16 protein-coding genes and 1 tRNA gene are annotated in these 24,541 nt (G+C 40.3%); 3 read left to right on the top strand and 14 right to left on the bottom strand.

Features of this window, described 5'->3' with window-relative positions:
* Window positions 1–60: 60 nt before the first annotated feature.
* The 10 genes from IA57_RS03130 to IA57_RS03175 all read right to left on the bottom strand — a co-directional run bounded on the left by IA57_RS03130 (window position 61) and on the right by IA57_RS03175 (window position 14,286).
* Window positions 61–1,407: a cytochrome P450 gene (locus IA57_RS03130; RefSeq protein ID WP_036119080.1), complete on the bottom strand. Its 1,347-nt coding sequence runs from the start codon at window positions 1,405–1,407 to the stop codon at window positions 61–63.
* Complete coding sequence (gene ruvB / locus IA57_RS03135; protein WP_036119081.1) at window positions 1,407–2,426, bottom strand: Holliday junction branch migration DNA helicase RuvB; 1,020 nt, start codon at window positions 2,424–2,426, stop codon at window positions 1,407–1,409. The genes IA57_RS03130 and ruvB overlap by 1 nt, the downstream gene beginning before the upstream one ends.
* Window positions 2,427–2,585: 159 nt before the next feature.
* Window positions 2,586–4,376 carry a cytochrome c oxidase subunit I gene (locus IA57_RS03140; protein ID WP_036119082.1) on the bottom strand — a complete coding sequence of 597 codons (1,791 nt, stop codon included), beginning with the start codon at window positions 4,374–4,376 and terminating at the stop codon, window positions 2,586–2,588.
* Window positions 4,377–4,403: 27 nt separating this feature from the next.
* Window positions 4,404–5,465: a cytochrome c oxidase subunit II gene (locus tag IA57_RS03145; protein ID WP_036119083.1), complete on the bottom strand. Its 1,062-nt coding sequence runs from the start codon at window positions 5,463–5,465 to the stop codon at window positions 4,404–4,406.
* Window positions 5,466–5,493: 28 nt separating this feature from the next.
* Window positions 5,494–6,834 carry a quinol:cytochrome C oxidoreductase gene (locus IA57_RS03150; protein ID WP_036119085.1) on the bottom strand — a complete coding sequence of 447 codons (1,341 nt, stop codon included), beginning with the start codon at window positions 6,832–6,834 and terminating at the stop codon, window positions 5,494–5,496.
* A gap of 26 nt (window positions 6,835–6,860) precedes the next feature.
* Window positions 6,861–7,418 (bottom strand): c-type cytochrome, encoded by a 558-nt coding sequence (locus IA57_RS03155; protein ID WP_036119088.1) that lies wholly within the window; start codon window positions 7,416–7,418, stop codon window positions 6,861–6,863.
* 68 nt (window positions 7,419–7,486) lie between these two features.
* Complete coding sequence (locus IA57_RS03160; protein ID WP_036119091.1) at window positions 7,487–8,020, bottom strand: DUF3341 domain-containing protein; 534 nt, start codon at window positions 8,018–8,020, stop codon at window positions 7,487–7,489.
* 8 nt (window positions 8,021–8,028) lie between these two features.
* Window positions 8,029–9,756, bottom strand: coding sequence for an NrfD/PsrC family molybdoenzyme membrane anchor subunit (nrfD, locus tag IA57_RS03165; protein ID WP_084176711.1), 1,728 nt, complete (start codon window positions 9,754–9,756; stop codon window positions 8,029–8,031).
* A 29-nt stretch (window positions 9,757–9,785) separates the two neighbouring features.
* The gene (locus IA57_RS03170; protein ID WP_036119092.1) at window positions 9,786–12,962 is read right to left on the bottom strand and encodes a TAT-variant-translocated molybdopterin oxidoreductase; all 3,177 of its coding nucleotides are present in this window, start codon (window positions 12,960–12,962) and stop codon (window positions 9,786–9,788) included.
* 31 nt (window positions 12,963–12,993) lie between these two features.
* A complete protein-coding gene (locus IA57_RS03175; protein WP_036119499.1) occupies window positions 12,994–14,286 on the bottom strand; it encodes a cytochrome c3 family protein in 1,293 nt (430 codons plus the stop codon).
* Window positions 14,287–14,499: 213 nt separating this feature from the next.
* On the opposite strand from IA57_RS03175, the gene IA57_RS03180 reads away from it, so the two are divergent.
* Entirely contained in the window at window positions 14,500–14,892 is a 393-nt protein-coding gene (locus IA57_RS03180) for an SPOR domain-containing protein (protein WP_036119093.1), read from the top strand.
* Between the two features lie 413 nt (window positions 14,893–15,305).
* Here the strand turns inward: IA57_RS03180 and infB are convergent, their stop codons facing one another.
* The 3 genes from infB to rimP are packed head-to-tail and all read right to left on the bottom strand — an operon-like array spanning window position 15,306 to window position 19,856.
* The gene (gene infB / locus IA57_RS03185; protein ID WP_036119094.1) at window positions 15,306–18,122 is read right to left on the bottom strand and encodes a translation initiation factor IF-2; all 2,817 of its coding nucleotides are present in this window, start codon (window positions 18,120–18,122) and stop codon (window positions 15,306–15,308) included.
* A gap of 30 nt (window positions 18,123–18,152) precedes the next feature.
* Complete coding sequence (gene nusA, locus IA57_RS03190) at window positions 18,153–19,385, bottom strand: transcription termination factor NusA (RefSeq protein WP_036119095.1); 1,233 nt, start codon at window positions 19,383–19,385, stop codon at window positions 18,153–18,155.
* Between the two features lie 9 nt (window positions 19,386–19,394).
* Window positions 19,395–19,856, bottom strand: coding sequence for a ribosome assembly cofactor RimP (gene rimP, locus IA57_RS03195; RefSeq protein WP_036119098.1), 462 nt, complete (start codon window positions 19,854–19,856; stop codon window positions 19,395–19,397).
* A gap of 171 nt (window positions 19,857–20,027) precedes the next feature.
* Between rimP and IA57_RS03200 the strand changes: the two genes are divergently transcribed.
* A complete protein-coding gene (locus IA57_RS03200) occupies window positions 20,028–20,852 on the top strand; it encodes a universal stress protein (RefSeq protein ID WP_036119100.1) in 825 nt (274 codons plus the stop codon).
* 140 nt (window positions 20,853–20,992) lie between these two features.
* Here IA57_RS03200 and IA57_RS03205 read toward each other — a convergent pair.
* Window positions 20,993–21,065 (bottom strand) — tRNA-Gln (locus IA57_RS03205).
* 152 nt (window positions 21,066–21,217) lie between these two features.
* Between IA57_RS03205 and IA57_RS03210 the strand changes: the two genes are divergently transcribed.
* Window positions 21,218–24,538 carry a glycosyltransferase family 117 protein gene (locus IA57_RS03210; protein WP_036119103.1) on the top strand — a complete coding sequence of 1,107 codons (3,321 nt, stop codon included), beginning with the start codon at window positions 21,218–21,220 and terminating at the stop codon, window positions 24,536–24,538.
* The last annotated feature ends 3 nt before the right edge of the window (window positions 24,539–24,541 follow it).

The raw sequence follows: 24,541 nt of genomic DNA on the forward strand, positions 1-24,541 counted from the left end.
TTACTAATCAGTTAAGCTATCGATCAAGGAAAGAGGAACTTAAAGATACAGAAAAAAAAACTACACCTTGCTGTTTTTAAGCTTAAAAATAACGTTGGCATTTTTAGGCTTAAGGGTTATTAAAGGATTTATTTCTATGGTTTGCTTGGTTGGATGAATGCTGAACCGTAGTAAAAGCTCGGAAATTGCCAGAGTCATTTCGTACATCGCGAAATTATTACCAATACACTTTCTTGGGCCAGCACCAAACGGAAAATAGTGAGAAGTGTAGTGTTTGGCCTTTTCTGGTGAGAACCTATCTGGATTAAATTGCTCTGGCGATTCCCAAAGCTCAGGGTGCTTGTGGATTTCTAAAATAGAGAATAAAAAATTGGTGCCTTTTTTAAATTGGTAACCATGGCAAACATCGGGTTCTATGTTTACCCGATCTATAAAATATGCTGGGGGATATAGGCGCAGCGTCTCTTCTATTAGCTGTTTGGCCAATTGCGATTTTAACAACTCCTCCATCACCGTTGGGTTTTGACTTAAAATATCTTGATGTTGGTCTGCCACTTTTTCTTGCCATTCGGGGTGGTGTGCTAATAATTGTACGGCAAAACTTAACGCATTGGCTGTGGTCTCGTGGCCCGCCACAAACAGCACCAAAATTTCATCGATTAGCTGCTCGTTTCCCATAACAGAACCATCGTCATACCTGGCGCCTAACAACATATCCAGCAAATCGTTGTTTTGCACTTTAGATTGTTTTCTTCTTTCGATAATGTCCTGTAGGATATCTCTAGACGCTTGGGTACGCGCTAATTGTTTTTTTATAACCCCAAAGGATTTAAAGTACCATTTCAAATAAGGTTGCCGCAACTCTTTTACCAGCATCTGTTGGTTTTCTTCGGTCACGTCTTGAAGGGTTTTTATTTCTTCATCTGTGGCTGCATTGCTAAACAACGCCTTTACCACAACCTTAAATGCCAGATTGCTAAAAAACGGCAACACATCAAACGCAACGTCTTCCTTTAGTTGGTTTAATTCCTCTACAATGGTTTGTTTTATGGTTACAACAAGGCTTTCCAGGTGTTTTTTATGAAAGGCAGGTTGAATTAATTTCCGTTGTCTTTTCCAATGGTCTCCCTCGGCTGTTAACAAGCCTTTACCTAAATACTTGGCGAGGTCTTTTGTTTGAATGGGCGATTTTTTATAGTTTTTCCAATGTTTTTGAAGCACATGTTCTGCCAAAACAGCGTCTCTAGAAAAAACGGCATAATTCCCAAAGCCTAAGTTAAGCTTAAAGGTGTCGCCATAACGTTCAAAATTCTTATGGTGAAAGGGTAAAGGGTTATTAAGAATGCTTATGGCTTGCCTTAAAAAGGTAAAGGTTGATACTTCTGGTATTTTTTTAATACCCTCCATTAAAATAGCCCACCCTGTGTGTCTTTAATTTTCCCTAAATGCTTGTAAGCCAAAGCTGTTACTTCGCGACCCCGGGGTGTGCGCACAATAAACCCTTGTTGAATAAGGAAGGGTTCGTATACTTCTTCTATGGTTTCTGCACTCTCCGATACGGCAGTAGCCAAGGTGGTAATGCCTACTGGGCCACCCTTAAACTTATCGATAATGGTTGTAAGTATTTTATTGTCCATTTCATCTAGACCATGGGCATCTACATTTAAGGCCTTTAAGGCAAACTTCGCAATCTTAACATCTATATTGCCATCGCCTTTAATTTGTGCAAAGTCTCTAACACGTCTCAATAAAGCGTTTGCTATACGTGGCGTACCACGGCTACGCCCGGCAATTTCTATTGCGGCTTCCATAGAAATGGGCACCTTTAAAATAGAAGCACTACGCTGTACGATGTTGGTGAGCAAATCGGTGTTATAGTACTCCAGCCTACTGCTAATACCAAAACGGGCTCTCATAGGCGCTGTAAGCAAGCCTGAGCGGGTTGTTGCCCCTACCAAAGTAAATGGGTTTAGATTGATTTGTACCGTACGTGCATTAGGCCCCGTTTCTATCATGATATCAATCTTATAATCTTCCATAGCAGAATACAGATATTCTTCTACTATGGGGCTTAAACGGTGAATTTCGTCAATAAACAACACGTCCCGTTCGTCTAGATTGGTTAATAAGCCTGCTAGATCGCCTGGTTTGTCTAAAACGGGTCCTGAGGTAACTTTTATGCCGACATCCAGTTCGCTGGCTAAAATATGTGCTAGCGTTGTTTTACCAAGACCTGGAGGGCCATGAAACAAGGTGTGATCTAAGGCTTCATCTCTTAAATTGGCAGCCTTAACAAATATCTGAAGGTTTTCTAGAACTTGATCCTGTCCTGTAAAATCGTTAAATGACAGTGGCCGTAGTTTTTTTTCTACATCAACTTCATCAGAGGAATAGTTAGTATTTGTTGGGTCTAAATGTTCGTTCATCATACTACCTATATGGCTAAGGTCTATTTTAATTACGCGACTTCCTCACTTTTTAAGGTTTACCAGATAAGTTTGGAAAGACAGAAAAGCTTTAGACAAATATAAAGAAAAAGCCTTTCCCAATTGGGAAAGGCTTTTTAAATATTCGTTTTATCAGCATTAGTGCTGTAACTCTTCTTCGCCTTCTTTTAAAGGCACTGTTTGCGGCACAAAGTCTGTGTCTTGCCCTGGCTTGCTGTAATCGTAAGCCCAACGGTGTACGTGAGGAATTTCTCCTGGCCAGTTACCGTGTACATGCTCTACAGGGGTAGTCCACTCTAGTGTGTTGGCTTTCCATGGGTTTTGTTCGGCTTTCTTTCCGAAGAAAATACTGTGAACAAGGTTGTAAATAAACACCAATTGGAACGCCCCACCTACTAAGGCAAATATTGTAATAACAACGTTTACGTTGGCTAAATCGTCGAATAATGGGAAATTAGAGTTGGTATAGTAACGTCTTGGTAACCCTGCCATACCAATAAAGTGCATTGGGAAAAATACCCCGTAGGCACAAATTGCGGTAATCCAGAAGTGAATGTAGCCTAGGTTTTTGTTCATCATTCTACCAAACATTTTAGGGAACCAGTGGTAAATACCAGCAAACATACCATATAAGGCAGAAATACCCATTACCAAGTGGAAGTGTGCTACCACGAAGTAAGTATCGTGAACGTTAATGTCTAGGGCACTATCTCCTAAAATAATTCCTGTTAATCCACCTGTTATAAACGTAGATACCATACCTATAGAAAACAACATGCCTGTGTTCATTTGTAGGTTACCCTTCCATAGGGTTGTAATCCAGTTAAAGGCTTTTACGGCCGAAGGTATCGCGATTAATAAGGTTGTAAATGTAAATACCGATCCTAGGAATGGGTTCATTCCTGATACGAACATGTGGTGTCCCCAAACAATGGTTGAAAGGAAAGCAATGGCTAATACCGATGCAATCATGGCTCTATAACCAAATATTGGCTTACGTGAGTTTACAGCTAAAATTTCTGAAACAATTCCCATAGCAGGTAAGATTACAATGTATACCTCTGGGTGACCTAAAAACCAGAATAAGTGTTCGAACAATACCGGCGATCCGCCTTGGTAATGTAAAACCTCACCTTGAATAAAGATATCTGATAAGAAGAATGACGTTCCGAAACTTCTATCCATGATTAATAACAATGCAGCCGATAATAATACTGGGAACGATACCACACCAATAATTGCTGTTACAAAAAACGTCCAGATGGTTAAAGGTAAACGTGTCATAGACATGCCTTTTGTTCTTAAGTTAAGAACGGTAACGATGTAGTTAAGCGACCCTAATAAAGAAGACGCAATAAATATCGCCATAGAGATTAACCACATGGTCATTCCTGCACCAGAACCTCCTTGCGCCATTGGTAAGGCACTTAGCGGTGGGTAAATGGTCCATCCTGCTGCGGCTGGTCCTGCTTCTAAGAATAATGAGAAAATCATTAATACACTAGATAGGAAGAACAACCAATAAGATACCATGTTAAGGAATCCTGAGGCCATATCGCGCGCACCAATTTGTAACGGAATTAACAGGTTACTAAAGGTACCACTAAGTCCAGCGGTTAGTACAAAGAATACCATGATTGTTCCGTGAATGGTCACTAATGCTAAGTAAATATCAGCATCCATAACACCATCTGGTGCCCACTTTCCTAACAAGGCTTCGAAAAGCACGTTAGGTTCCTCTGGCCAGGCAATTTGTATTCTGAACAATAAAGACATCATAACCCCAATAACGCCCATTATAGTCCCTGTAATAAGGTACTGCTTGGCAATCATTTTATGGTCCTGACTGAATATATATTTTGTTATAAACGTTTCCTTATGATGATGCCCGTGGTCGTCGTGTGCGTGAGTATCTGCGTGTGCTGACATAATCTTTTCTCGTTTTAGTCTATTGGTTTAGTTAATTAAAGAATTTTTAAAGGTCTTTTGCTCTTTTATCCAAGCGTCATACTCTTCTTGAGTTTCTACGATAATTTTCATTTGCATGTTATAATGTGAAGTTCCACAAATCTTGTTACAAATTAACAAATAATCGAACTCGTATCTTAGATCTTGCCCTTTAGCTTCTATCTCGTCTTTGTTTTCAACTCTAATCTTATTGATGTTCGCAACTTTATCAATAATATCAGGGTTTTGTCTCATTTCTGCTGTCGTTACCGAAGGTGTAAAACCAAATTGGGTAATCATGCCCGGAACACAGTTCATTTGTGCTCTAAAGTGTGGCATATAAGCCGAGTGCAATACATCTTGCGAACGCATTTTAAACAGTACTGGTCTGCCTACAGGCAAGTGCAATTCTGTTGTAATGATATCGTCTTGTGCATTAGGGTCAGACTCGTCTACACCCAAAATGTTCGCTTTATCGATATCTATTAAACGTACGTTAGCTTTACCTAATACGTTGTCTTGACCAGCGTATCTAGCTTTCCAGTTAAACTGTTGTGCGTATAATTCTATAATTAATGGATCTTCATCTTCATTAACGTTCATAATGCTAGACCAAGTAAACAACCCGTAAATAATTAACCCGGCAAGGGTAATAACTGGTATAATGGTCCAAATGGCTTCTAGCGTATTGTTATCGGCATAAAACAAGGCTTTCTTCCCTTTCTCTCCTTTGTATTTAAAGGCGAAATAATGCAGTAAGAATTGTGTTATGGTTTGAACAATAAAAATAAGAACCAATGAAATGATCATTAACGTATCTATCTGAGAACCATGTTCTGAAGCCGCATTAGACAACAATGGTAAGTCACCCCATTTACAAACAGAAACAATTGTTATGGCGTAAATAAAGACAAGGAAAGCCATCATTAAATACCCATTAATCTTATTGTCCTTGTCTGTTGCAATCTGTCCGTTATCTGAACCTATATTGGCTAAATCGAAAATCTTAACCATTTGCCAAATAGCAACAGCTACAAAAAATACTATTAAAATTGTTAATAAAGCAGTCATCTTTGTTTCTCTTCTTTACTTATTGATATTAATAATGGAAATTTTCACTTTCCTTAATAAATGGGTTTCTCTTGGCTAATAATGGGGCCTTTGAAAGTGCTGTAAACGTTACCAGCATAAATAGTCCTGCAAATAACAGTATGGCACCTATTTCTGGTACGCCTATAAACCATCTATCTCCTACTGTTGCTGGCATAATCATGTTAAACACATCTAAATAATGCCCGAATAAAATAACAACACCTGCCATTACTATAAACCATGGTATACGTTTGTAATCGCTATTCATTAAGATTAATAATGGGAAGATAAAGTTTAAGGCTAGCATGCCAAAGAACGGTAGTTTATAATCGTTTATTCGTGTTATAAAGTAAGTTACTTCCTCTGGAATGTTAGAGTACCATATTAGCATAAATTGTGAGAACCATAGGTAGGTCCAGAAAATACTAATGGCAAACATAAACTTGGCCAAATCGTGTAAATGGCTGTCGTTTACAAACTCCATTAAACCTTTCGATTTTAGGTACATGGTAATAAGTGCAATAACGGTAATACCACTTACAAACATACTTGCAAACACATACCACCCAAATAAAGTACTAAACCAGTGTGGGTCTACACTCATAATCCAATCCCATGACATCATAGATTCTGAATAAATATAGAATACTAGGAAAGCAGCAGCCCAACGGAACGATTTTTTAAAGTTCTTATCGTCTTCTGCATTGTCTTGTGCTAAAGAGAACTTACGTGAGAAGTGTCTGTATAACGCCCAACCTGCAATAAATATAAGACCTCTTAAGGCAAACATCCCTATGTTTAACCACCCAGCTTTACCCTGGATAAGTTTATCGTGTGCTACAACATCTGGGTTCATCCAGATAAATAAATTGTAATGTCCAATAGTTCCCGATGCTAAGGCAATGGCTAGTACTATTAGTCCTCCTGGTAACACATAGGCGGTAATGGCTTCCATGACTCTAAACAATACTGGAGACCAACCGGCTTGCGAGGCCCATTGAATGGCATAAAATGCCAATACACCAAGGGCAATCATGAAAAAGAAAAATGCTCCTACATATAATGCGGCCCAAGGGCGGTTAGCCATTTGGTGCTGAACGTGCTCTACATGTTCTTTATGGGCATCTACTACTTCGTGCGCACCGTCTTGGTGTGCCGTTTCGGCAGCGTGTTCGCCATGAGCGGCTTCTTCACCATGACCTCCATGATGCGAAGCTTCTTCGGCTAAAATAGTTTCAACTTCTTCAAAGGACTTATGGGATGTCATAAAACCATAACCAACACCTAATAATCCTATAATAATTAGGGCTATTGAAAATGTTTTTAATTTATTCGAGAATGTGTACATATCTATATAAATAAACTTTATCTATCTTACTTTTCTAATTTGGCTTTTAGTTCCATAACGTAAGCCACTACTTGCCAGCGCTCTTCTTCATTAAGCTGGTTGGCATAGGATCCCATAGCATTTTTTCCGTAGTAAATGGTATGGTAAGTACTTCCCTCTGTAATCGCTCTACCGGCATCGGCATAACTAGGAATTCCTAAAATCTTTTCGCGCTTTACCAAGTTTCCTTGACCAGCACCTTTGTTACCATGACAAATACCACAATAAATGTCGTATAGCTCTTTTCCTTTAGCCATATCGACTTGGGTTGAATCTAGCGGCGACTTTAACGTTGTCTTGGCCAATTCAAAACCTTCTATGGTATTGTCTATATCAAATGGCTTATACCCTCTTGGAATGGTTCCTTCTACTGGTAATTGTCCTTCTTTTCCATTTCTAAATGCGTTCGATTCTGAATAGGTTTCATAGCCTACAGACTCGTACATGTTTGGCATAAATTGGTAGTTGGGTCTTGTGTCCTTTTTACAAGCTACTAACAATACCATAAGAAATGCTATAAGTGATATTTTTGTTAAGCCTTTCATCTGTAACTTTATATTTTTTCGTGTGTTATGCGTGTTGCTCTTTTGCTTTTTTTTGGCTAGGCAACCTCTTAATGTGCGTCTTTTTCTACAATGTTAATTTCAACAGCTCCGGTTTCCTGTAATAACTCTTGAAGGGCGGCTTCGTTGTTATGTACTGGAATTTCCATTAAAAAGTGGTCGTCTGTTGTTCTTGGATCTGGGTTTTCAGCATTCTTAAATGGCCACATTCTACTGCGTAAGTAAAACGTTATTACCATTAAGTGGGCTGCAAAAAATACGGTCATCTCGAACATAATTGGCACAAAAGCTGGTAAGTTTTCTAAAAAGCTAAAACTTGGTTTACCACCAATATTTTGCGGCCAATCCTCGATCATGATAAAATTCATCATTGTAATGGCTACTGCTAACCCTAAACAGCCATACAAGAAAGACGTTATGGCTAATCTTGTTGGTGCCAGTCCCATGGCTTTGTCTAGGCCGTGAACTGGAAAAGGGGTGTATATTTCTTCTATATGATGTTTTTCTGCCTTTACTTTTTTTACAGCAGACATTAACACATCGTCGTCTGTATAAATCGCGTGAATTACTTTTGATGCTTCCATTGTCTACGTTATTTTATAAGGTTTTTAGCTTGACCAGACCAATCATCACGCTCGGCTCTTCCAGGGAAAGATCCTGTAATTTCATCTAGTAAGTCGTATTCTTTTTTCGTCATTTTACTAACTTGTAAGAACGTATAAATTCCTATAGCATTTAGCGCTTCTTCCATTTTAGGACCAACGCCACTTATTTGTTTTAGATCGTCTGCCGTTTGAGTACCGGCGTCGAAAGTTCCTAGGCTAGCTAAAAGGTCTTTTACCTTCTCGGTATTATCTGCCTTAGGGGCTTGTGCCGCCTTTACCGCTACTTTTTTACCAGAAGTTCGTTCGTCTGCTCCTGTACCGGCTAAGCTTTCGCCAGCTTCTCTAATACGCTTATAACGCTCGCCCGAAGATTTAAGAATGGTCTTAACCTCGGCCTGTGCAATTACAGGGAATGTTCTAGAGTATAATAAGAACAGTACAAAGAAGAAGCCTATGGTTCCTATAAAGATTCCTATATCTACAAACGTTGGAGAGAACATAGTCCAAGACGATGGCAGGTAATCTCTGTGTAACGAGGTTACAATAATTACAAAACGCTCAAACCACATCCCTATGTTTACCACAATAGAGATAAAGAACGAGAACATAATGCTTGTTCTAAGTTTCTTGAACCACATAAACTGTGGCGAGAACACGTTACAAGTCATCATGGCCCAGTACGCCCACCAGTAAGGTCCTGTTGCTCTATTTAAGAAGGCATATTGTTCGTATTCTACACCAGAGTACCATGCAATAAATAGCTCGGTAATATAAGCCACACCTACTATAGATCCCGTAATCATGATTACGATGTTCATTAGCTCGATGTGTTGTACAGTAATATAATCTTCAAGGTTACACACTTTTCTCATAATAATAAGAAGGGTGTTTACCATGGCAAATCCAGAGAAAATTGCTCCCGCAACGAAGTAAGGCGGGAAAATGGTGGTATGCCATCCAGGAATTACCGAAGTGGCGAAGTCAAACGATACAATGGTATGTACCGAAAGTACAAGTGGTGTTGCCAAACCTGCCAATACCAAAGATACTTCCTCGAAACGTTGCCAGTCTTTAGCACGGCCTGTCCACCCGAAACTTAATAATGAGTATATTTTCTTTTGAAAAGGTTTAACAGCACGGTCGCGAATCATGGCGAAATCTGGTAATAAACCTGTCCACCAGAATACCAACGATACCGATAAGTACGTTGAAATCGCAAATACGTCCCAAAGTAGTGGTGAGTTAAAGTTTACCCAAAGCGAACCAAATTGGTTTGGTATGGGCAGTACCCAGTATCCTAACCACGGACGCCCCATGTGAATGATTGGGAACAATCCCGCTTGCACAACCGAGAAAATGGTCATGGCCTCTGCCGAACGGTTAATGGCCATACGCCATTTTTGACGGAATAATAAGAGTACTGCAGAAATAAGAGTTCCTGCGTGACCAATACCTACCCACCAAACAAAGTTGGTGATATCCCAGGCCCAACCTACGGTTTTGTTTAATCCCCAGGTACCAATACCTGTAGAAATGGTATATAAAATACAGCCAATTCCCCAGAGAAAGGCAACTAGTGAGATTCCAAATACTATCCACCATTGCTTGTTGGCTTTACCTTCAATTGGTCTAGCGACATCGATTGTCACATCGTGATACGATTTTTCGCCAGTTACTAGAGGTCTTCTAATAGGTGCTTCGTAATGAGACGCCATAATTTGTTTATAATTGTTTCGTAATTAGTTTATGCTTCGGTTGTATTTCTCACTTTGGTTTGGTACATCACGTTTGGTTTTGTGCCTACGTGCTCCAATAAGTGGTACATACGGTTATCTTCTGTAAGGTGTGCTACCTTGCTGTCTTTATTGTTTATGTCTCCAAAAACCATAGCACCACTACTACAAGCTGCAGAACATGCTGTTTGGAACTCATCGGCCTTAACCTCACGTCCGTCACGTTTTGCATCTAAAATGGTTTTCTGGGTCATTTGAATACACATCGAACATTTCTCCATAACCCCACGAGATCGCACTACAACATCTGGATTAAGAACCATACGTCCTAAATCGTCGTTCATGTGGTAATCAAACTCATCGTTTTCGGCATATAAGAACCAGTTAAAACGACGCACTTTGTAAGGGCAGTTGTTCGCGCAGTAACGTGTTCCTACACAACGGTTATACGCCATGTGGTTCTGGCCTTGGCGCCCGTGCGATGTTGCCGCAACAGGACAAACAGTCTCACAAGGAGCATGGTTACAGTGCTGACACATTACTGGTTGGAAGGCCACTTGCGGATTGTCTGATGGGTGTTCCATCTCTCCAAACTCACTTAACGAGCTACCCAATCCTGAAATGTTGTTTTTCTTATCGTTATCACCTTCAAAAGAAACTTCAGAAGAATAGTATCTATCTATTCGTAACCAGTGCATATCACGGCTACGTCTTACTTCTTCCTTACCTACTACAGGTACATTGTTTTCTGCGTGACATGCAATAACGCAAGCCCCACAACCTGTACAAGCATTAAGATCGATAGAAAGGTTAAAATGATGCCCAATAGAGCGATCAAATTCATCCCAAAGGTCTACATCTGGCGATGTTACCGGAGTTTCTTTATGATCTAAAGACACCACTGGAATGGCATTCCAGTAATCTTTATCTTTTGTGTTGAAAATTTCTAAGCTCGTTTCCTTAAGAATGTCACCACGTCCCATTAGGGTATTGTGCAACTGAACACAAGCAAACTCATGCATACCAGAAGCAGCAGAAATACTTACATTTTGTACGTTGTTAAAACCTTGGTATAATTTAAAGGCGTTAACCCCTGTTTTCATCTCATCTTTCAGTCCAGCTTCTCTACCGTAACCAAACGATAAACCTACAGAGCCTTTGGCTTGTCCTGGCTGAATAAGCACAGGCACGTTATTTAAGGTTGTTCCGTTTACTGTAATGTCGGCATAGCTTCCGTTTAAAGCTCCAGTAGCTACATGCTCGTTCTTTAATCCTAAAGCTTCTGCATCGGCACGCGATACTGTTAAGTAGTTATCCCAAGACACTCTTGAAATTGGATCTGGAAACTCTTGCAACCATGGGTTATTGGCTTGTTGGCCATCGCCCATACCGGTTTTTGGATAAAGCGATAATTCTAAACCACTAGATGTGGCAGCAGCCAAGGCTCTAACAGCCTCTGAAGCCGATATGCCTGCTACTGTTGCAGCCGCTGCATCTTGGTCTTCTTCTTTAAGGCCTAACCCTACAGCAGCATCGTGAATAATACCACCAACTAAAGTTCGGTCTTGTCCTTCTGTTTCTTCTGTTACGGCTTGCGCACCACCAGAAACAAACACTCCATCGTGCAACGCTTGGCTAAACGACGTTCCTGCTAGAACGGTATTTGTCCAAACATCTTTAATATAATCGTTAAGAGTTGCTGTGTTCTCGGTCCATTTTAACAAGGCTTCTTGGAATTGTCTTGTATCGAACAACGGACGAATGGTTGGCTGCATTAAAGCAAAATGCCCTGTTTTAAACTGCACATCACCCCAAGATTCTAGGTAATGCGGTGCAGCTGCAATATATTGTGCTAAAGAAGAGGTTTCGTCTTCTTTTAATGAAAAAGCAATTGATAAATCGGTTTTGGCAAGACCTTCGGCAAATGCATCGGCATTAGCAAGGGTATACATTGGGTTTACACCACTCATAATAAGCGCCCCTACCTTACCCGAATTCATATCAGAAATCAACTGGTTTACGGCCTTATCGCTTCCTTGTCTAATTAAAAGTGGGCTTGTTGTATTAAAGGCCTCACTATTTAAGGCTTCGTTAATAGCTAAAGCTAAGGTTTGTGCATTAACATCTTGTATGCCTGTAACTAACACCCCTTTGCTACCTGCATTTTTAAGTTGTGAAGCAGCGTTTTGAACCGCTTTTTCTACAGCTTCTGGCAATTCGCCATTGGCTGAACCTCCAACAACTAAACTGTACAGCTTAGCCAAGGCCACCTTTTGTTGCGATGGTGTTAACGGCACACGCTTATCGGCATTGGCACCAGATAAAGACATGTTAGACTCGAATTGGATGTGTCTGGACATTTTACCGTTTGTAGGCACACGTCCTTTTGCATAATCGCTATCAAAGCCACCGCCTTGCCAGTCGCCAAGGAAATCGGCACCTACAGATACGATTACCGAGGCTTTAGAAAAATCGTAATCTGCTAAAGCACGTGTTCCGTATTTTGCTTGGAACGCATCTAAAGCAGCCGATTCCGACACGGCATCATACACCACATGGCGCACGTTTCCGTATGTATTTTTAAACTCAGAAATCAACTTTGATGTTGATGGGCTTGCAAAGGTTTGCGTTAATAGCACCACTTGCTTCCCTGAGTCTTTAATTTCGTTTAATTTTTGAGAGGTTTCCTCATCAAATGTGCCCCAAGAAATGTAAGCACCACCTTTTTTAGGCCCTTGCACTCTTAAACTATCGTACAATCCTAAAACCGATGCGTTTACTCTGGCATTGGCACCACCATGGGTTGTTGCGAGGTTGTTGTTCTCGATCTTAATTGGACGACCTTCTCTTGTTTTTACTAAAACACTAGCAAAATCGTACCCGTTTGCTATGGTTGTTGCGTAATAATTCGCAACGCCAGGAATAATTTCCTCTGGCTGAACCACGTAAGGTATCGATTTAATTACTGGACCTTCACAAGCAGCTAATGATGCAGCAGCTGTGCTAAACCCAACATACTTTAAAAAGTCACGACGTGATGTTTTCGAACCCTCTAAAGCATCTTTATCGCCTAAAAACTCATCTGTTGGTATTTCCTCAACAAACTCGTTGTGTTTTAGCGTCTCAACAACAGAGCTGCTTTCGTTAAGCTCTTCAACACTTTTCCAGTATTTCTTGTTTGATGACATATATAATAGAATTACTCTTTTATTAATTATTTTAGTAGTGGCACTTACCGCATTCTAATCCGCCCATTTGAGCAGCTGTCAGCTTTTCTACGCCATATTTTTTAGACAACTCTTCGTGTATTTTCTTGTAATACCCGTTGTCTTTTACTTTTACTTCTGTATCTCTATGACACTCAATACACCATCCCATTGTTAATGGTGAATGTTGGCGCATAATTTCCATCTCCTCTACAGGTCCGTGACATGTTTGGCACTCAATACCGGCCACAGTAACGTGTTGCGAGTGGTTAAAGTAGGCAAAATCTGGTAAATTATGAATTCTTACCCATTTTACAGGTTGGCTTTCTCCAGTATATTTTTGCTCTGAATCATCCCAACCGGCAGCAGCATAAAGCTTCTTAATCTCGCCATCGTAAAATTCTTTTGTATACTCTTCGGTTGTTTCACCATTGTATTCGTAAACCGATTTATGACAGTTCATACAAACGTTTAACGATGGAATACCTGAGGTCTTACTTACTCTTGCAGATGAGTGACAATATTTACAATCGATACCGTTATCTCCGGCGTGTATTTTATGTGAGAAGTGAATAGGCTGTACTGGTTGATACCCTTGGTCTACACCAATTTGCATCATATACCCATATACGTAGTAACCACTCACCAACAACAAGAATATACTTGCTACTAGTACCAAGAACTGGTTTTTAGCAAAAGCTTTCCATAATGGCAGTGCTTTTTCGTCTTCAGGAACTTCAACACCTTTAGCTTCTGCAAATTTGTTTAATGTGCTTCTTACTAAAATTAAAGCCATTGCCAACAAGGCAAAAAGCAAGGCCAAAGCCCCAAGAACTAATTTATTAGAAATACCGCCTTCCCCAGACTGCGCTGCTCCAGCTCCAGCTGCACTAGCCGTTTCTTCTTGCTTAGGAGCATCTTGTGCTGTATAGGCTAAAATATCTGCAATATCTTGATCGGACAATTGCGGAAAAGCCGTCATGGCTACTCCATTGTACTCATCAAAAATTTTGTTTGCGTAATCGTCTCCCGACTTAATTAATGCCGCACTGTTGCGAATCCAAGAGGCCATCCATTCTCTATCCAAGCCCTGCTCATCGGCCAGTTTCTGCTCGATATGTCTTAAAGCAGGCCCTGTCATCTTACGATCTAGACCGTGGCACGAAGCACAGTTGGTATTGAACAATGTTTTCCCTTTAGCAGGGTCTCCTTCTTGCGCGAATAATGAGGTTGAACATGTTAGTAGAAAAATTAAACTCAATTGGAGTATATTCTTGCCTAACTTACGGCGAGTCACCTGTTTCATATTATTGGTTGAATTAACTTCTAAACTTTGGTACGATTTTTTCATCTAAGAAATAAAAAAACACAGTTATAAAATCTCTCGCAAAAGTAACACTTAAAGTCCATTCTAGAAATGTTAGTGAAGTGTTAATTGCTAATTTAGAGAAATTCTAAATAATAATTTTTAAAAACCAAAGTTAAATAAAGTACCTTTGTATTAACTACTAATTTAAGCATGAGACAATTAAACAATTACAGAAACGCCTTACTAATTTTAGCATGTATTTCAACCTCAGCGCTTTGCGCACAGAGCGGTGATTTAGTGATAAATCAAGACAAAAAAATTGAAACGCTTATCGAATTGAAGAAGGCGCTCAACACCTCGGAAAACACCTCTAAAAGATATAAAATTCAAATCTTTTCCGGCAACCGGTCTAGTGCCGAAGCAGCAAAATCGAAGTTCAGTACAGAGCTCCCCAATTGGACCTCTAAAATGGTATACGAAACCCCTAATTATAAGGTATGGGTGGGCAGTTTTAGAACACGCCTAGAAGCCGATAGAGCCTTGGTGAAGATTCATAAAGAATTCCCTACGGCTTTTATATTTAAGCCAAAAATTAAAGAATAAAGAAAGTGGCTCATGGGCCACTTTTTTTATTGGATGATTATTTTTAATAGTCCTACTTTTTGCGTGTATCTTCATTTCAATTAAACACTTCCCTACTTTTTTACACGCTTAGTTTTATTTGCTAAAAATGGCTTGTTTGCTGCTTGATTGTTTTGCCGTTCAAGTCGAATGATTTTATGGCTGCAATAATACTATTAGGACGGCTTATTGCGGTTACGCTTTTGGCTAAAACCGGATAAATCTACACCATCCCCTCATCTTTACAATCCCCTCGCATTATGGCCGTGTGTTTTTTTCATAGCTAACGCCTTTAAATTGTTTGTAACCTTTCAACAAAACATGAATGAATTGGACCTTACACACAAAAAAAGCGACCTAATTGGTCGCTTTTAAATAGTCGTATAACGTAAATGTTATTTCAATTTCTTTTTAACTTCTACTTCTTGGAAGGCTTCTATAACATCACCTTCTTTAATGTCGTTGTAGTTTTTAACTTGCATACCACAATCGTATCCTTTAGAGACTTCCTTAACATCGTCTTTAAAACGTTTAAGCGAGGCTAGTTCTCCTGTATAGACTACAACACCATCGCGTATTAAACGAATGCCCGAGTTTCTGTAAATCTTACCATTGGTAACCATACATCCTGCAATCGTTCCGATTTTAGAGATTTTAAAGGTTTCTCTAATTTCTGCTGTTCCGGTAATCTCCTCTTTAAGCTCTGGAGACAACATGCCTTCCATAGCGTCTTTAAGATCGTTTATGGCATCGTAGATAATCGAGTAAGTTCTAATGTCGATTTCCTCTTTATCTGCTATTTGGCGCGCATTACCCATTGGTCTTACGTTAAAGCCTATAATAATAGCATCGGAAGCCGAGGCTAGTAACACATCACTTTCTGTAATGGCACCTACACCTTTATGAATGATGTTAACCTGAATCTCTTCTGTTGACAGTTTCTGGAACGAATCGGTTAAGGCTTCTACAGAACCATCCACATCACCCTTAAGAATAATGTTTAGCTCCTTAAAGTCGCCTAGTGCAATACGACGTCCAATCTCATCAAGAGTAATATGACGTTGTGTTCTTACCGATTGCTCACGTTGTAGCTGTGTTCGTTTGGCCGCAATTTGTTTGGCTTCACGCTCATCTTCAAACACATTAAATTTATCGCCGGCTTGTGGTGCACCATCCAGTCCTAAAACAGATACTGGTGTTGATGGGCCCGCGGTTTCTATATCGTGGCCGCGCTCATCGTGCATGGCTTTTACTTTTCCACTGTGTTTTCCTGCTAAAACATAGTCGCCAATCTTTAAGGTTCCGGCTTGTACCAACACGGTTGCTACATACCCTCTACCTTTATCTAGGAAGGCTTCTACTATGGTTCCTACAGCTGGCTTAACTGGGTTGGCTTTAAGCTCTAACAATTCGGCTTCTAAAAGCACTTTTTCAAGTAATTCCTTCACCCCTTGACCTGTTTTAGCAGAGATGTCGTGCGATTGTATTTTACCACCCCAATCCTCAACTAAAAGGTTCATGCTGGCAAGACCTTCTTTAATCTTATCTGGATTTGCCGTAGGTTTATCTATTTTATTTATAGCGAATACTATTGGCACACCTGCAGCTTGCGCATGCGCAATGGCCTCTTTGGTTTGTGGCATAATGGCATCGTCTGCGGCAACCACAATAATAGCAATATCGGTTACTTGTGCCCCACGCGCACGCATGGCGGTAAAGGCTTCGTGACCTGGTGTATCTAAGAAGGCTATTTTTTGGCCATCTTCTAGAGTTACACCATATGCGCCAATGTGTTGTGTAATTCCTCCAGACTCTCCTGCGATAACATTTTCTTTACGCACATAATCCAATAACGAGGTTTTACCGTGATCTACGTGTCCCATAACCGTAACTATAGGGGCACGGGATTTTAAATCTTCTGGCTTATCTTCTACTTCCTCTATAGCCTCCTCGATATCGGCGGTTATAAATTCTACTTGGAAACCAAATTCATCGGCAACAATAGAAAGGGTTTCGGCATCTAAACGTTGGTTCATGGTAACCATCATCCCTAGCGACATACAGGCTGAGATAATTTGTGTTACCGGAACGTTCATCATGGTGGCGACCTCGCTAGCTGTTACAAACTCGGTTACTTTAAGCACCTTGCTTTCGGCTTGTTCTGCCTGTAGCTCCTTTTCGGTCTGTTCTCTATGTAGATCTCTTTTCTCTCTACGGTATTTTGCACCTTTTCCTTTAGAGGATTTCCCTTGTAGTTTTTCTAGGGTTTCGCGAATTTGCTTTTGCACTTCTTCCTCACTTGGCTCTTCTTTAATGTGCGGCTTTTTCCCTTTGTTATTCGCTTTTCCTTTAAACTTATCGTTTCGGTTATTTTGAGGTGCGGTTTTGCTTATTCTTCGACGTTTTCTCTTGCCTTTCGAGGCATCGTCGCCATCAGCCTTTGGCTTCTCTTTTTTCTTCTTAGGTTTATTAAACTGAGAAAGGTCTATTTTCTCTCCTGCAATTTTTGGCCCGGTAAGTTTTTGGTATTTGGTTTCTACCACCCCAGATTCCTGCGAAGTTTCTTCCTTAGGTGCTTCTTCCTTTTTAGGAGCAGTTGGCTTAGCTTCCTGCTTAGGGGCCTTAGGTTTTGGAGCCTCCTGCGCTTTAGGCGCTGGTTGCTTTTCAGGGCTTGAGGCAACCTCCTTTTCTTCTACTTTAGGCTTAAGCGTCTCTTTAGGCGCTTCTGCTTTAGGGGTTTCTTCTTTGGGCGTTTCTTCTGGCTGCTCTGTTACTGCTTCAACCGCCTCTTCTTTTTCTTCTTTAGGCTTAGGCGCTTCTTCGGGTTCTTTTTCTGCTTTTTTATCAGCATCTAAATCAATTTTCCCTACTTGTTTTGGCCCAGACAACGTGGCTTTCGCTCTTACAACCTCTTCTTTTTCGGCAGCTTCCTTTTTTGCCTTTTCTTGCTCTTTTTTCTCAATTTCACGCTCGCGCTCTTCCCTTAAGGCTTCCTTTTCTTTCTGCTTAGCCTCGCTAACTTCTTTCGATGCCACTTTTTTATCGGCATCGGTTTGGAATTCATCGGAAAGTATTTGGTATATTTCGTCTGAAATCTTTGTCGTTGGGCGCTTCTCTATCTCGACACCTTTTGAATCTAAATATTCAACGGCACGATCTAAAGAAATGTTCAATTCGCGTAAAACTTTATTTAATCTAATTGTTCCAGCCATAAATTGCCTTTAAAATAACCTAATTAAATTTTATTCTTCAAATTCTTCTTTAAGAATTCTTCTTACTTCTTCTATTGTTTCTTGTTCTAGGTCTGTTCTTTTCACAAGATCTTCAACTTCCAGTTCCAGAACACTTTTTGCGGTGTCTAGACCCACACGCTTAAGCTCTTCTATAATCCAGTCTTCTATCTCGTCTGAGAATTCGGTAAGCTCGACATCTTCTTCGGCACCTTCTCTGTAAACATCTATTTCGTAACCGGTAAGTTGACCGGCTAAGCGAATGTTATGCCCACCTCTACCAATGGCCTTGCTTACTTCTTCTGGTTTAAGCACCGCTTCGGCACGTTTGTTTTCTTCATCGATTTTTATCGATGTTACTCGTGCTGGGCTTAGTGCTCTTGTAATGTACAATTGCAGGTTATTGGTATAGTTTATAACGTCTATATTCTCGTTACCCAGCTCTCTAACGATGCCGTGAATTCTTGACCCTTTCATACCAACGCAAGCACCTACAGGATCTATTCTATCGTCATACGAATCGACAGCCACCTTAGCTTTTTCGCCTGGAATTCTAACCACATTTTTAATGGTGATTAATCCATCGAAAACTTCTGGTATTTCCTGCTCGAAAAGCTTTTCTAGGAATACAGGTGATGTTCTCGACATAATGATTGACGGCTTGTTTCCTTTTAGGTCTACCGTTTCAATAATTCCTCTTACGTTATCGCCTTTTCTAAAGAAATCGGACGGGATTTGCCTGTCTTTTGGCAAGATGATTTCGTTGCCTTCATCGTCCAATAAAATTACAGCTCTGTGGCGTATGTGATGTACTTCGGCTGTATAAATTTCGCCTATTAAATCTTTAAACTGCTTGTAAATATTGGTGTTATCGTGCTCGTGTATTTTAGAGATTAGGTTTTGTCTTAAGGCTAAAATAGCGCGACGTCCAAGGTCTATTAATTTCACTTCTTCCGACACATCTTCGCCTACTTCAAAATCCGGTTCAATCTTACGGGCATCGGTTAAAGAAATTTCCTGGTTTGGCTCCTCTACTTCTCCATCGGCCACAACAACTCTATTTCTCCAAATTTCTAAATCCCCTTTATCTGGGTTTATAATGATATCAAAATTATCGTCATCTCCAAATTTTCTCTTAAGAGCCGTTCTAAACACTTCTTCTAGAATGGCCATTAACGTCACACGATCTATTAGCTTATCGTCCTTGAACTCCGAAAACGATTCAATTAACGCAAGATTTTCCATATCAACAAATTAAAATTTAATCATAACTTTAGCTTCAACTATATTTTCATAGGCAATATTAGCCTCTTTATTTACGGTATGTTTGCCTTTACCTACCGGTTTGGGCTCGCGGGCCTTCCACGCTAAGGTAATGGCCTGGTCTGTTGCTGCCACCAGACTGCCTTCAACTGCGCTGTCTGCTGTTTTTACGTTTAAAACCCTGCCTATATTTTTTTTAAACTGTCGCGGGATTACCAATGGCGAAGCTGCTCCTGCCGAAGTAACCACCAAGGAAAAATCCTGGGCTTCGCGGTCTAAATTGTGTTCGATGGCTCGGCTTACAAAAATGCAATCCTCTACGGTAACGCCCTTGTCGCCGTCAATCACCACTTTCACACCATAATCATCGCCAACAGAAAGCTCTATTAAAAACAGATCACTTCTTTCTTCAAGCGCTTTTTCGAGTAAATTTTCTACAGTCGTTTTAAACATTTTCGGTATAAAAAGAGGGGACTCTCCCGTCCCCTCGCTATTATTTTTTCCTAACAACGCTGCAAATATACGATAAATATATTGATTTTCACAATGATTGGTATGTCAATTTTTATTCTTAAATTTAGAGAACCCAACTAACAAACACTCAAAAATCACAAAAAAGTCAACATGAAAAAACTACTCGTACCAACCGATTTTTCGCAAGAAGCCGAAAACGCCCTAAAGGTTGCCGCTCAACTTGCCAAAAAACACCATTGCGAAATTCTTTTACTACACCTACTCGAACTTCCACTACAGCAAATAGACATGGTAAACAACCATAGCGAGCTCCCAGAAGCTATGTTTTTTATGAAACTTGCCCAACAAAAATTTGAAGACCTGGTTGATAGTGACTACCTTAAAGGCCTTACCGTACAGCATTTTGTAGAGTTTGGGGAGAGCTTTGCCAACCTTTCTGAAATTGGCAAGCGCAAAGGCGCCAATTTAATTGTTATGGGATCGCATGGCGCTAGCGGGTTTAAGGAAATGTTTATAGGCTCGAACGCCGAAAAAGTGGTTAGACACTCCGATATCCCGGTTTTAGTGATTAAAAACGAACACCAAAATTTTGACATTAAGGATTTTGTATTTGCTTCCGATTTTAAAAAAGACAACAAGGAAACCTACAAACAGGCCGCCGATCTTGCCCAAACTTTCAATGCTAAAATTCATTTGGTTATGGTTAATACGGCCAGCAATTTTACAACTACAGGAAAAGCGCAAGCCCGAATTAAGGACTTTATAAAAGATTATCCTTTCGACAATTACAGCATAAACATTTACAACGACACCAATGTAGAAAACGGCATTTTAAACTTTTCGCAAGACATTAATGCCGACCTTATAGGAATAAGCACTCACGGCAGGCAGGGCATTGCCCATTTCTTTAACGGCAGCATAAGCGAGGATCTAGTTAACCACGCCAAAAGACCCGTTATTACCTTTAAAATCTAGCCCTGTCGCGTACTAATTAAAAAACACAAACGCCCTAGATGTTCTAGGGCGTTTGTGTTTTCGCACCCCTAAACCAGTCAACACCTTAAAATTGAGCATAAAAAAATCCCGATTATAAAATAATCGGGATTTTAAACTTGTTGGCCTACTAGGGCTCGAACCTAGACTCTTCTGAACCAAAATCAGACGTGTTGCCAGTTACACCATAGGCCAATTTTGTTTTGAGGTGGCAAATTTACAACAAACTTTTTTATGCGCAAATATTTTTTGAATAAAAATACACCCCAACCCTTAACGTTTCCTTAAATATGGTTTTCGTTCCATAATTATTGTTAAATTCGCTGCATCTATCAAATTAAGAGAACATGACAGACTTCTGTTTTAAAAAATGGAATACCCTTTTAGGTTGGTTTTCCTTTTTAATTGCCCTAATTACATACACATTAACCGTAGAACCTACGGTAAGCTACTGGGATGCTGGCGAATACATTTTAACCGCCTCTAAACTACAGGTAGGCCACCCACCCGGAGCGCCACTTTTTCAAATGTTTGGGGCCTTTTTCTCGATATTTGCTTTTGGCGACCCTTCTAGAATTGGCTGGGTTATGAACATGATGAGTGCCGTAGCTAGCGCATTTACCATACTGTTTATGTTCTGGACCATTACCATTTTACTAAAAAAACTCATCACCCTTAACCAAACCGATTTTACAAAACCCAAACAAATGGCTGTTTTAGGAAGCGCCCTTGTAGGAAGTTTAGCCTTTGCGTTTACCGATTCGTTTTGGTTTAATGCCGTAGAAACAGAAGTATATGCCATGGCAACATTAATCATGTCGGTTTTATTTTACCTCGGGCTTCGTTGGGAACAGGACATGGACAAACCTCGTGGCAACAAATGGCTTATCTTAATAGCCTTTATTATAGGGCTTTCGTTTGGAGTACACTTTATGGGGCTATTAACCATTCCTGCTATCGGACTGATTTATTACTTTAAGAACTTCAAAACCATTACGGTTAAAAACTTCATTATTGCCAATGCAGTTTCAGTAGCCATTCTCTTATTTGTATTTAAGCTTTTAGCACCTAACATCCTTCGCTTTTTCAGTAGCATGGAAATTTTCTTTGTAAATACCGTAGGGCTGCCCTTTAATTCGGGAACCATTATTGCCGGGCTACTACTTGCTGCTTTCGTGTATTTTGGACTAAAGTACACCCGAGAAAAGCAATACAAACACCTTAACACCGCTTTGCTTTGCGTGACTTTTATTGTTATAGGGTTTTCCTCATGGCTCATGCTGCCTATTCGCGCCAATGCCGATGTGGTTGTAAACGAAAACGACCCCTCCGATGCGAGAGAACTGCTAGCCTACTACAACCTAGAACAATACCCAGAAACTCACCTGTTTTACGGCCCCCAGTTTACCGACCAATACTCTGGTCTTGATGCCAACGAACCGTATATTGACGATAAACCCAACTACGAAAAAGATTTAACCAAAGGCAAATATGTTATTGTAAACGATTGGAAAAACGCCAAACAAAACTACAATGCCAAACACGCCTCTATTCTTCCTAGAATGTGGAGCACAGAACATGCCGAAAACTACATGCTATTTTCGGGATATTTAGATTTTAATCTGAAGCCCGAGTACCAAATGGAAAACGAACTGAGGAGTGCGGTGATAGGCTTTAAAAACGATGTTGCCAAAGGCTTGGTCGATTATGAAGATTACCACAGCTTTTTAAAACAGTTTAGCCAATACATCGATATTGAAAAACCTTCGCTAGCCAGCAACGTTGCCTATTTACTAGAATACCAATTGGGCTACATGTACTGGCGTTACTTTATGTGGAATTTTGTAGGACGCCAAGACGATATTCAGGGCAGGTACGACAACCACGGCAATTGGCTAAGCGGCATTAAATTTATAGACGAATGGCACCTAGGTCTATCGCAAGACAACCTGCCAAGCGACGTAACAAAAAACAAAGCGAGAAACACCTACTATTTCCTGCCTTTTATTTTAGGGTTAATCGGGTTTTTCTTTTTATATAACAAAGACAAAAAACTGTTTTGGGTCATGTTGGTCTTTTTCCTATTTACAGGACTGGCCATTCAGGTATACACCAACGTGCGCCCCTTTGAGCCCCGAGAGCGTGACTATTCTGTTGTAGGATCGTTTTATGTCTTTGCCCTTTGGATAGGGTTTGGCGTGTACGCCTTATACGACATGCTTAAGAAATATGCGGCTTCAAAAATGTTAGCACCTGCCATTACTCTGGCTTGCCTAGTACTGGTCCCTGGTATTTTAGTTGCCAACAACTGGGATGACCACGACCGATCAGACAAATACACAGCCAGATCTATGGCAAGAAAATATTTGGACTCCTGCGACGAGAATGCCATTTTATTTACCATTGGAGACAACGATACCTTTGCCCTTTGGTACGCCCAAGAAATAGAAGGCTACAGGACCGATGTGCGAGTCGTTAACACCAGCTTGTTCCAGACCGACTGGTATATCGATCAAATGAAACGCAAAGCCTACGAAAGCGACCCCATTCCTTCACAGTTAACCCACGACCAGTACCGTTACGGCACCAGAGACTATATTATGAAGCGCGTTATCTCTAGAGACACTATGAACATTAAAGACTTTATAGACTTCGTTTCTAGCGAAAACCCTAAAACCAAGTTCGAGTATATCCTGAGACAACAAGGCGAAGACCCTAGTTTTTACCCGTCGCAGTTAACCAACTCGAATTATTTTCCCGTAGAAAACATTAGCGTACCCGTTAACAAAACCAACGCCTTAAAATATGGTATTGTTAAAGAAAAAGACGCCAACAAAATTGAAGATAGCCTACACCTTAAAATAACGGGTAGTGCATTATATAAAAACAGACTTCTTATGCTAGACATCGTTGCTAACAACGATTGGAAACGCCCCATTTATTTCACGGGCGGTGCCTTTGCCGATGAAGATTACATCTGGATGAAAGACTATTTACAACTCGACGGCATGTGCTACAAGCTTGTTCCTATAAAAACACCCGTAGATCGTGCAAACCCATTTGATATGGGACGTGTTGACAGCGACTTAATGTACAGCAAGGTTGTTAACTGGGACTGGGGTAATAGCGGTAGTGACAACATATACCACGATCCGGAAACCCGTAAAAATGCCATTACCTATCGTGGCAACCTAGCCAGATTAATCGAGCAGTTAATTAACGAAAAGAAACTTGACAAAGCCGAAGAAATTGCAGACATCGCCATGGAGAACATGCCTGTGGAGTACTTTAATTATTACACCCTTTTGGAGCCTTACATTGGCGCCTACTACGAAGTAGACAACAAAGAAAAAGCCCGAACACTATATAAACAAGTTGCCGAGAAATATCAGGAAAACCTTACCTATTACAGCAGCTTAGATATTAAAGTGCAATACGACCTATTAGAAGAGATCCTAACAGACATCGAAAAATACAAAGGCATTCTGGAGGTAACCAACGAATACGATAAAACATTCTATGAAACAGAGTCGAGAATCTTTTCAGATTACCTCAATCTGTTCGAACATTTTTATCGTGGGGAAGGCCAAGAAAGTCTGCCAAAAACAACGCCCGACCTAAACGAAGGCCTTGAATTAGACAGTGTGTTAATCCCTACAGAAGAATAAACC

Source organism: Mangrovimonas yunxiaonensis (genome assembly GCF_000733475.1).
GTDB lineage: Bacteria > Bacteroidota > Bacteroidia > Flavobacteriales > Flavobacteriaceae > Mangrovimonas > Mangrovimonas yunxiaonensis.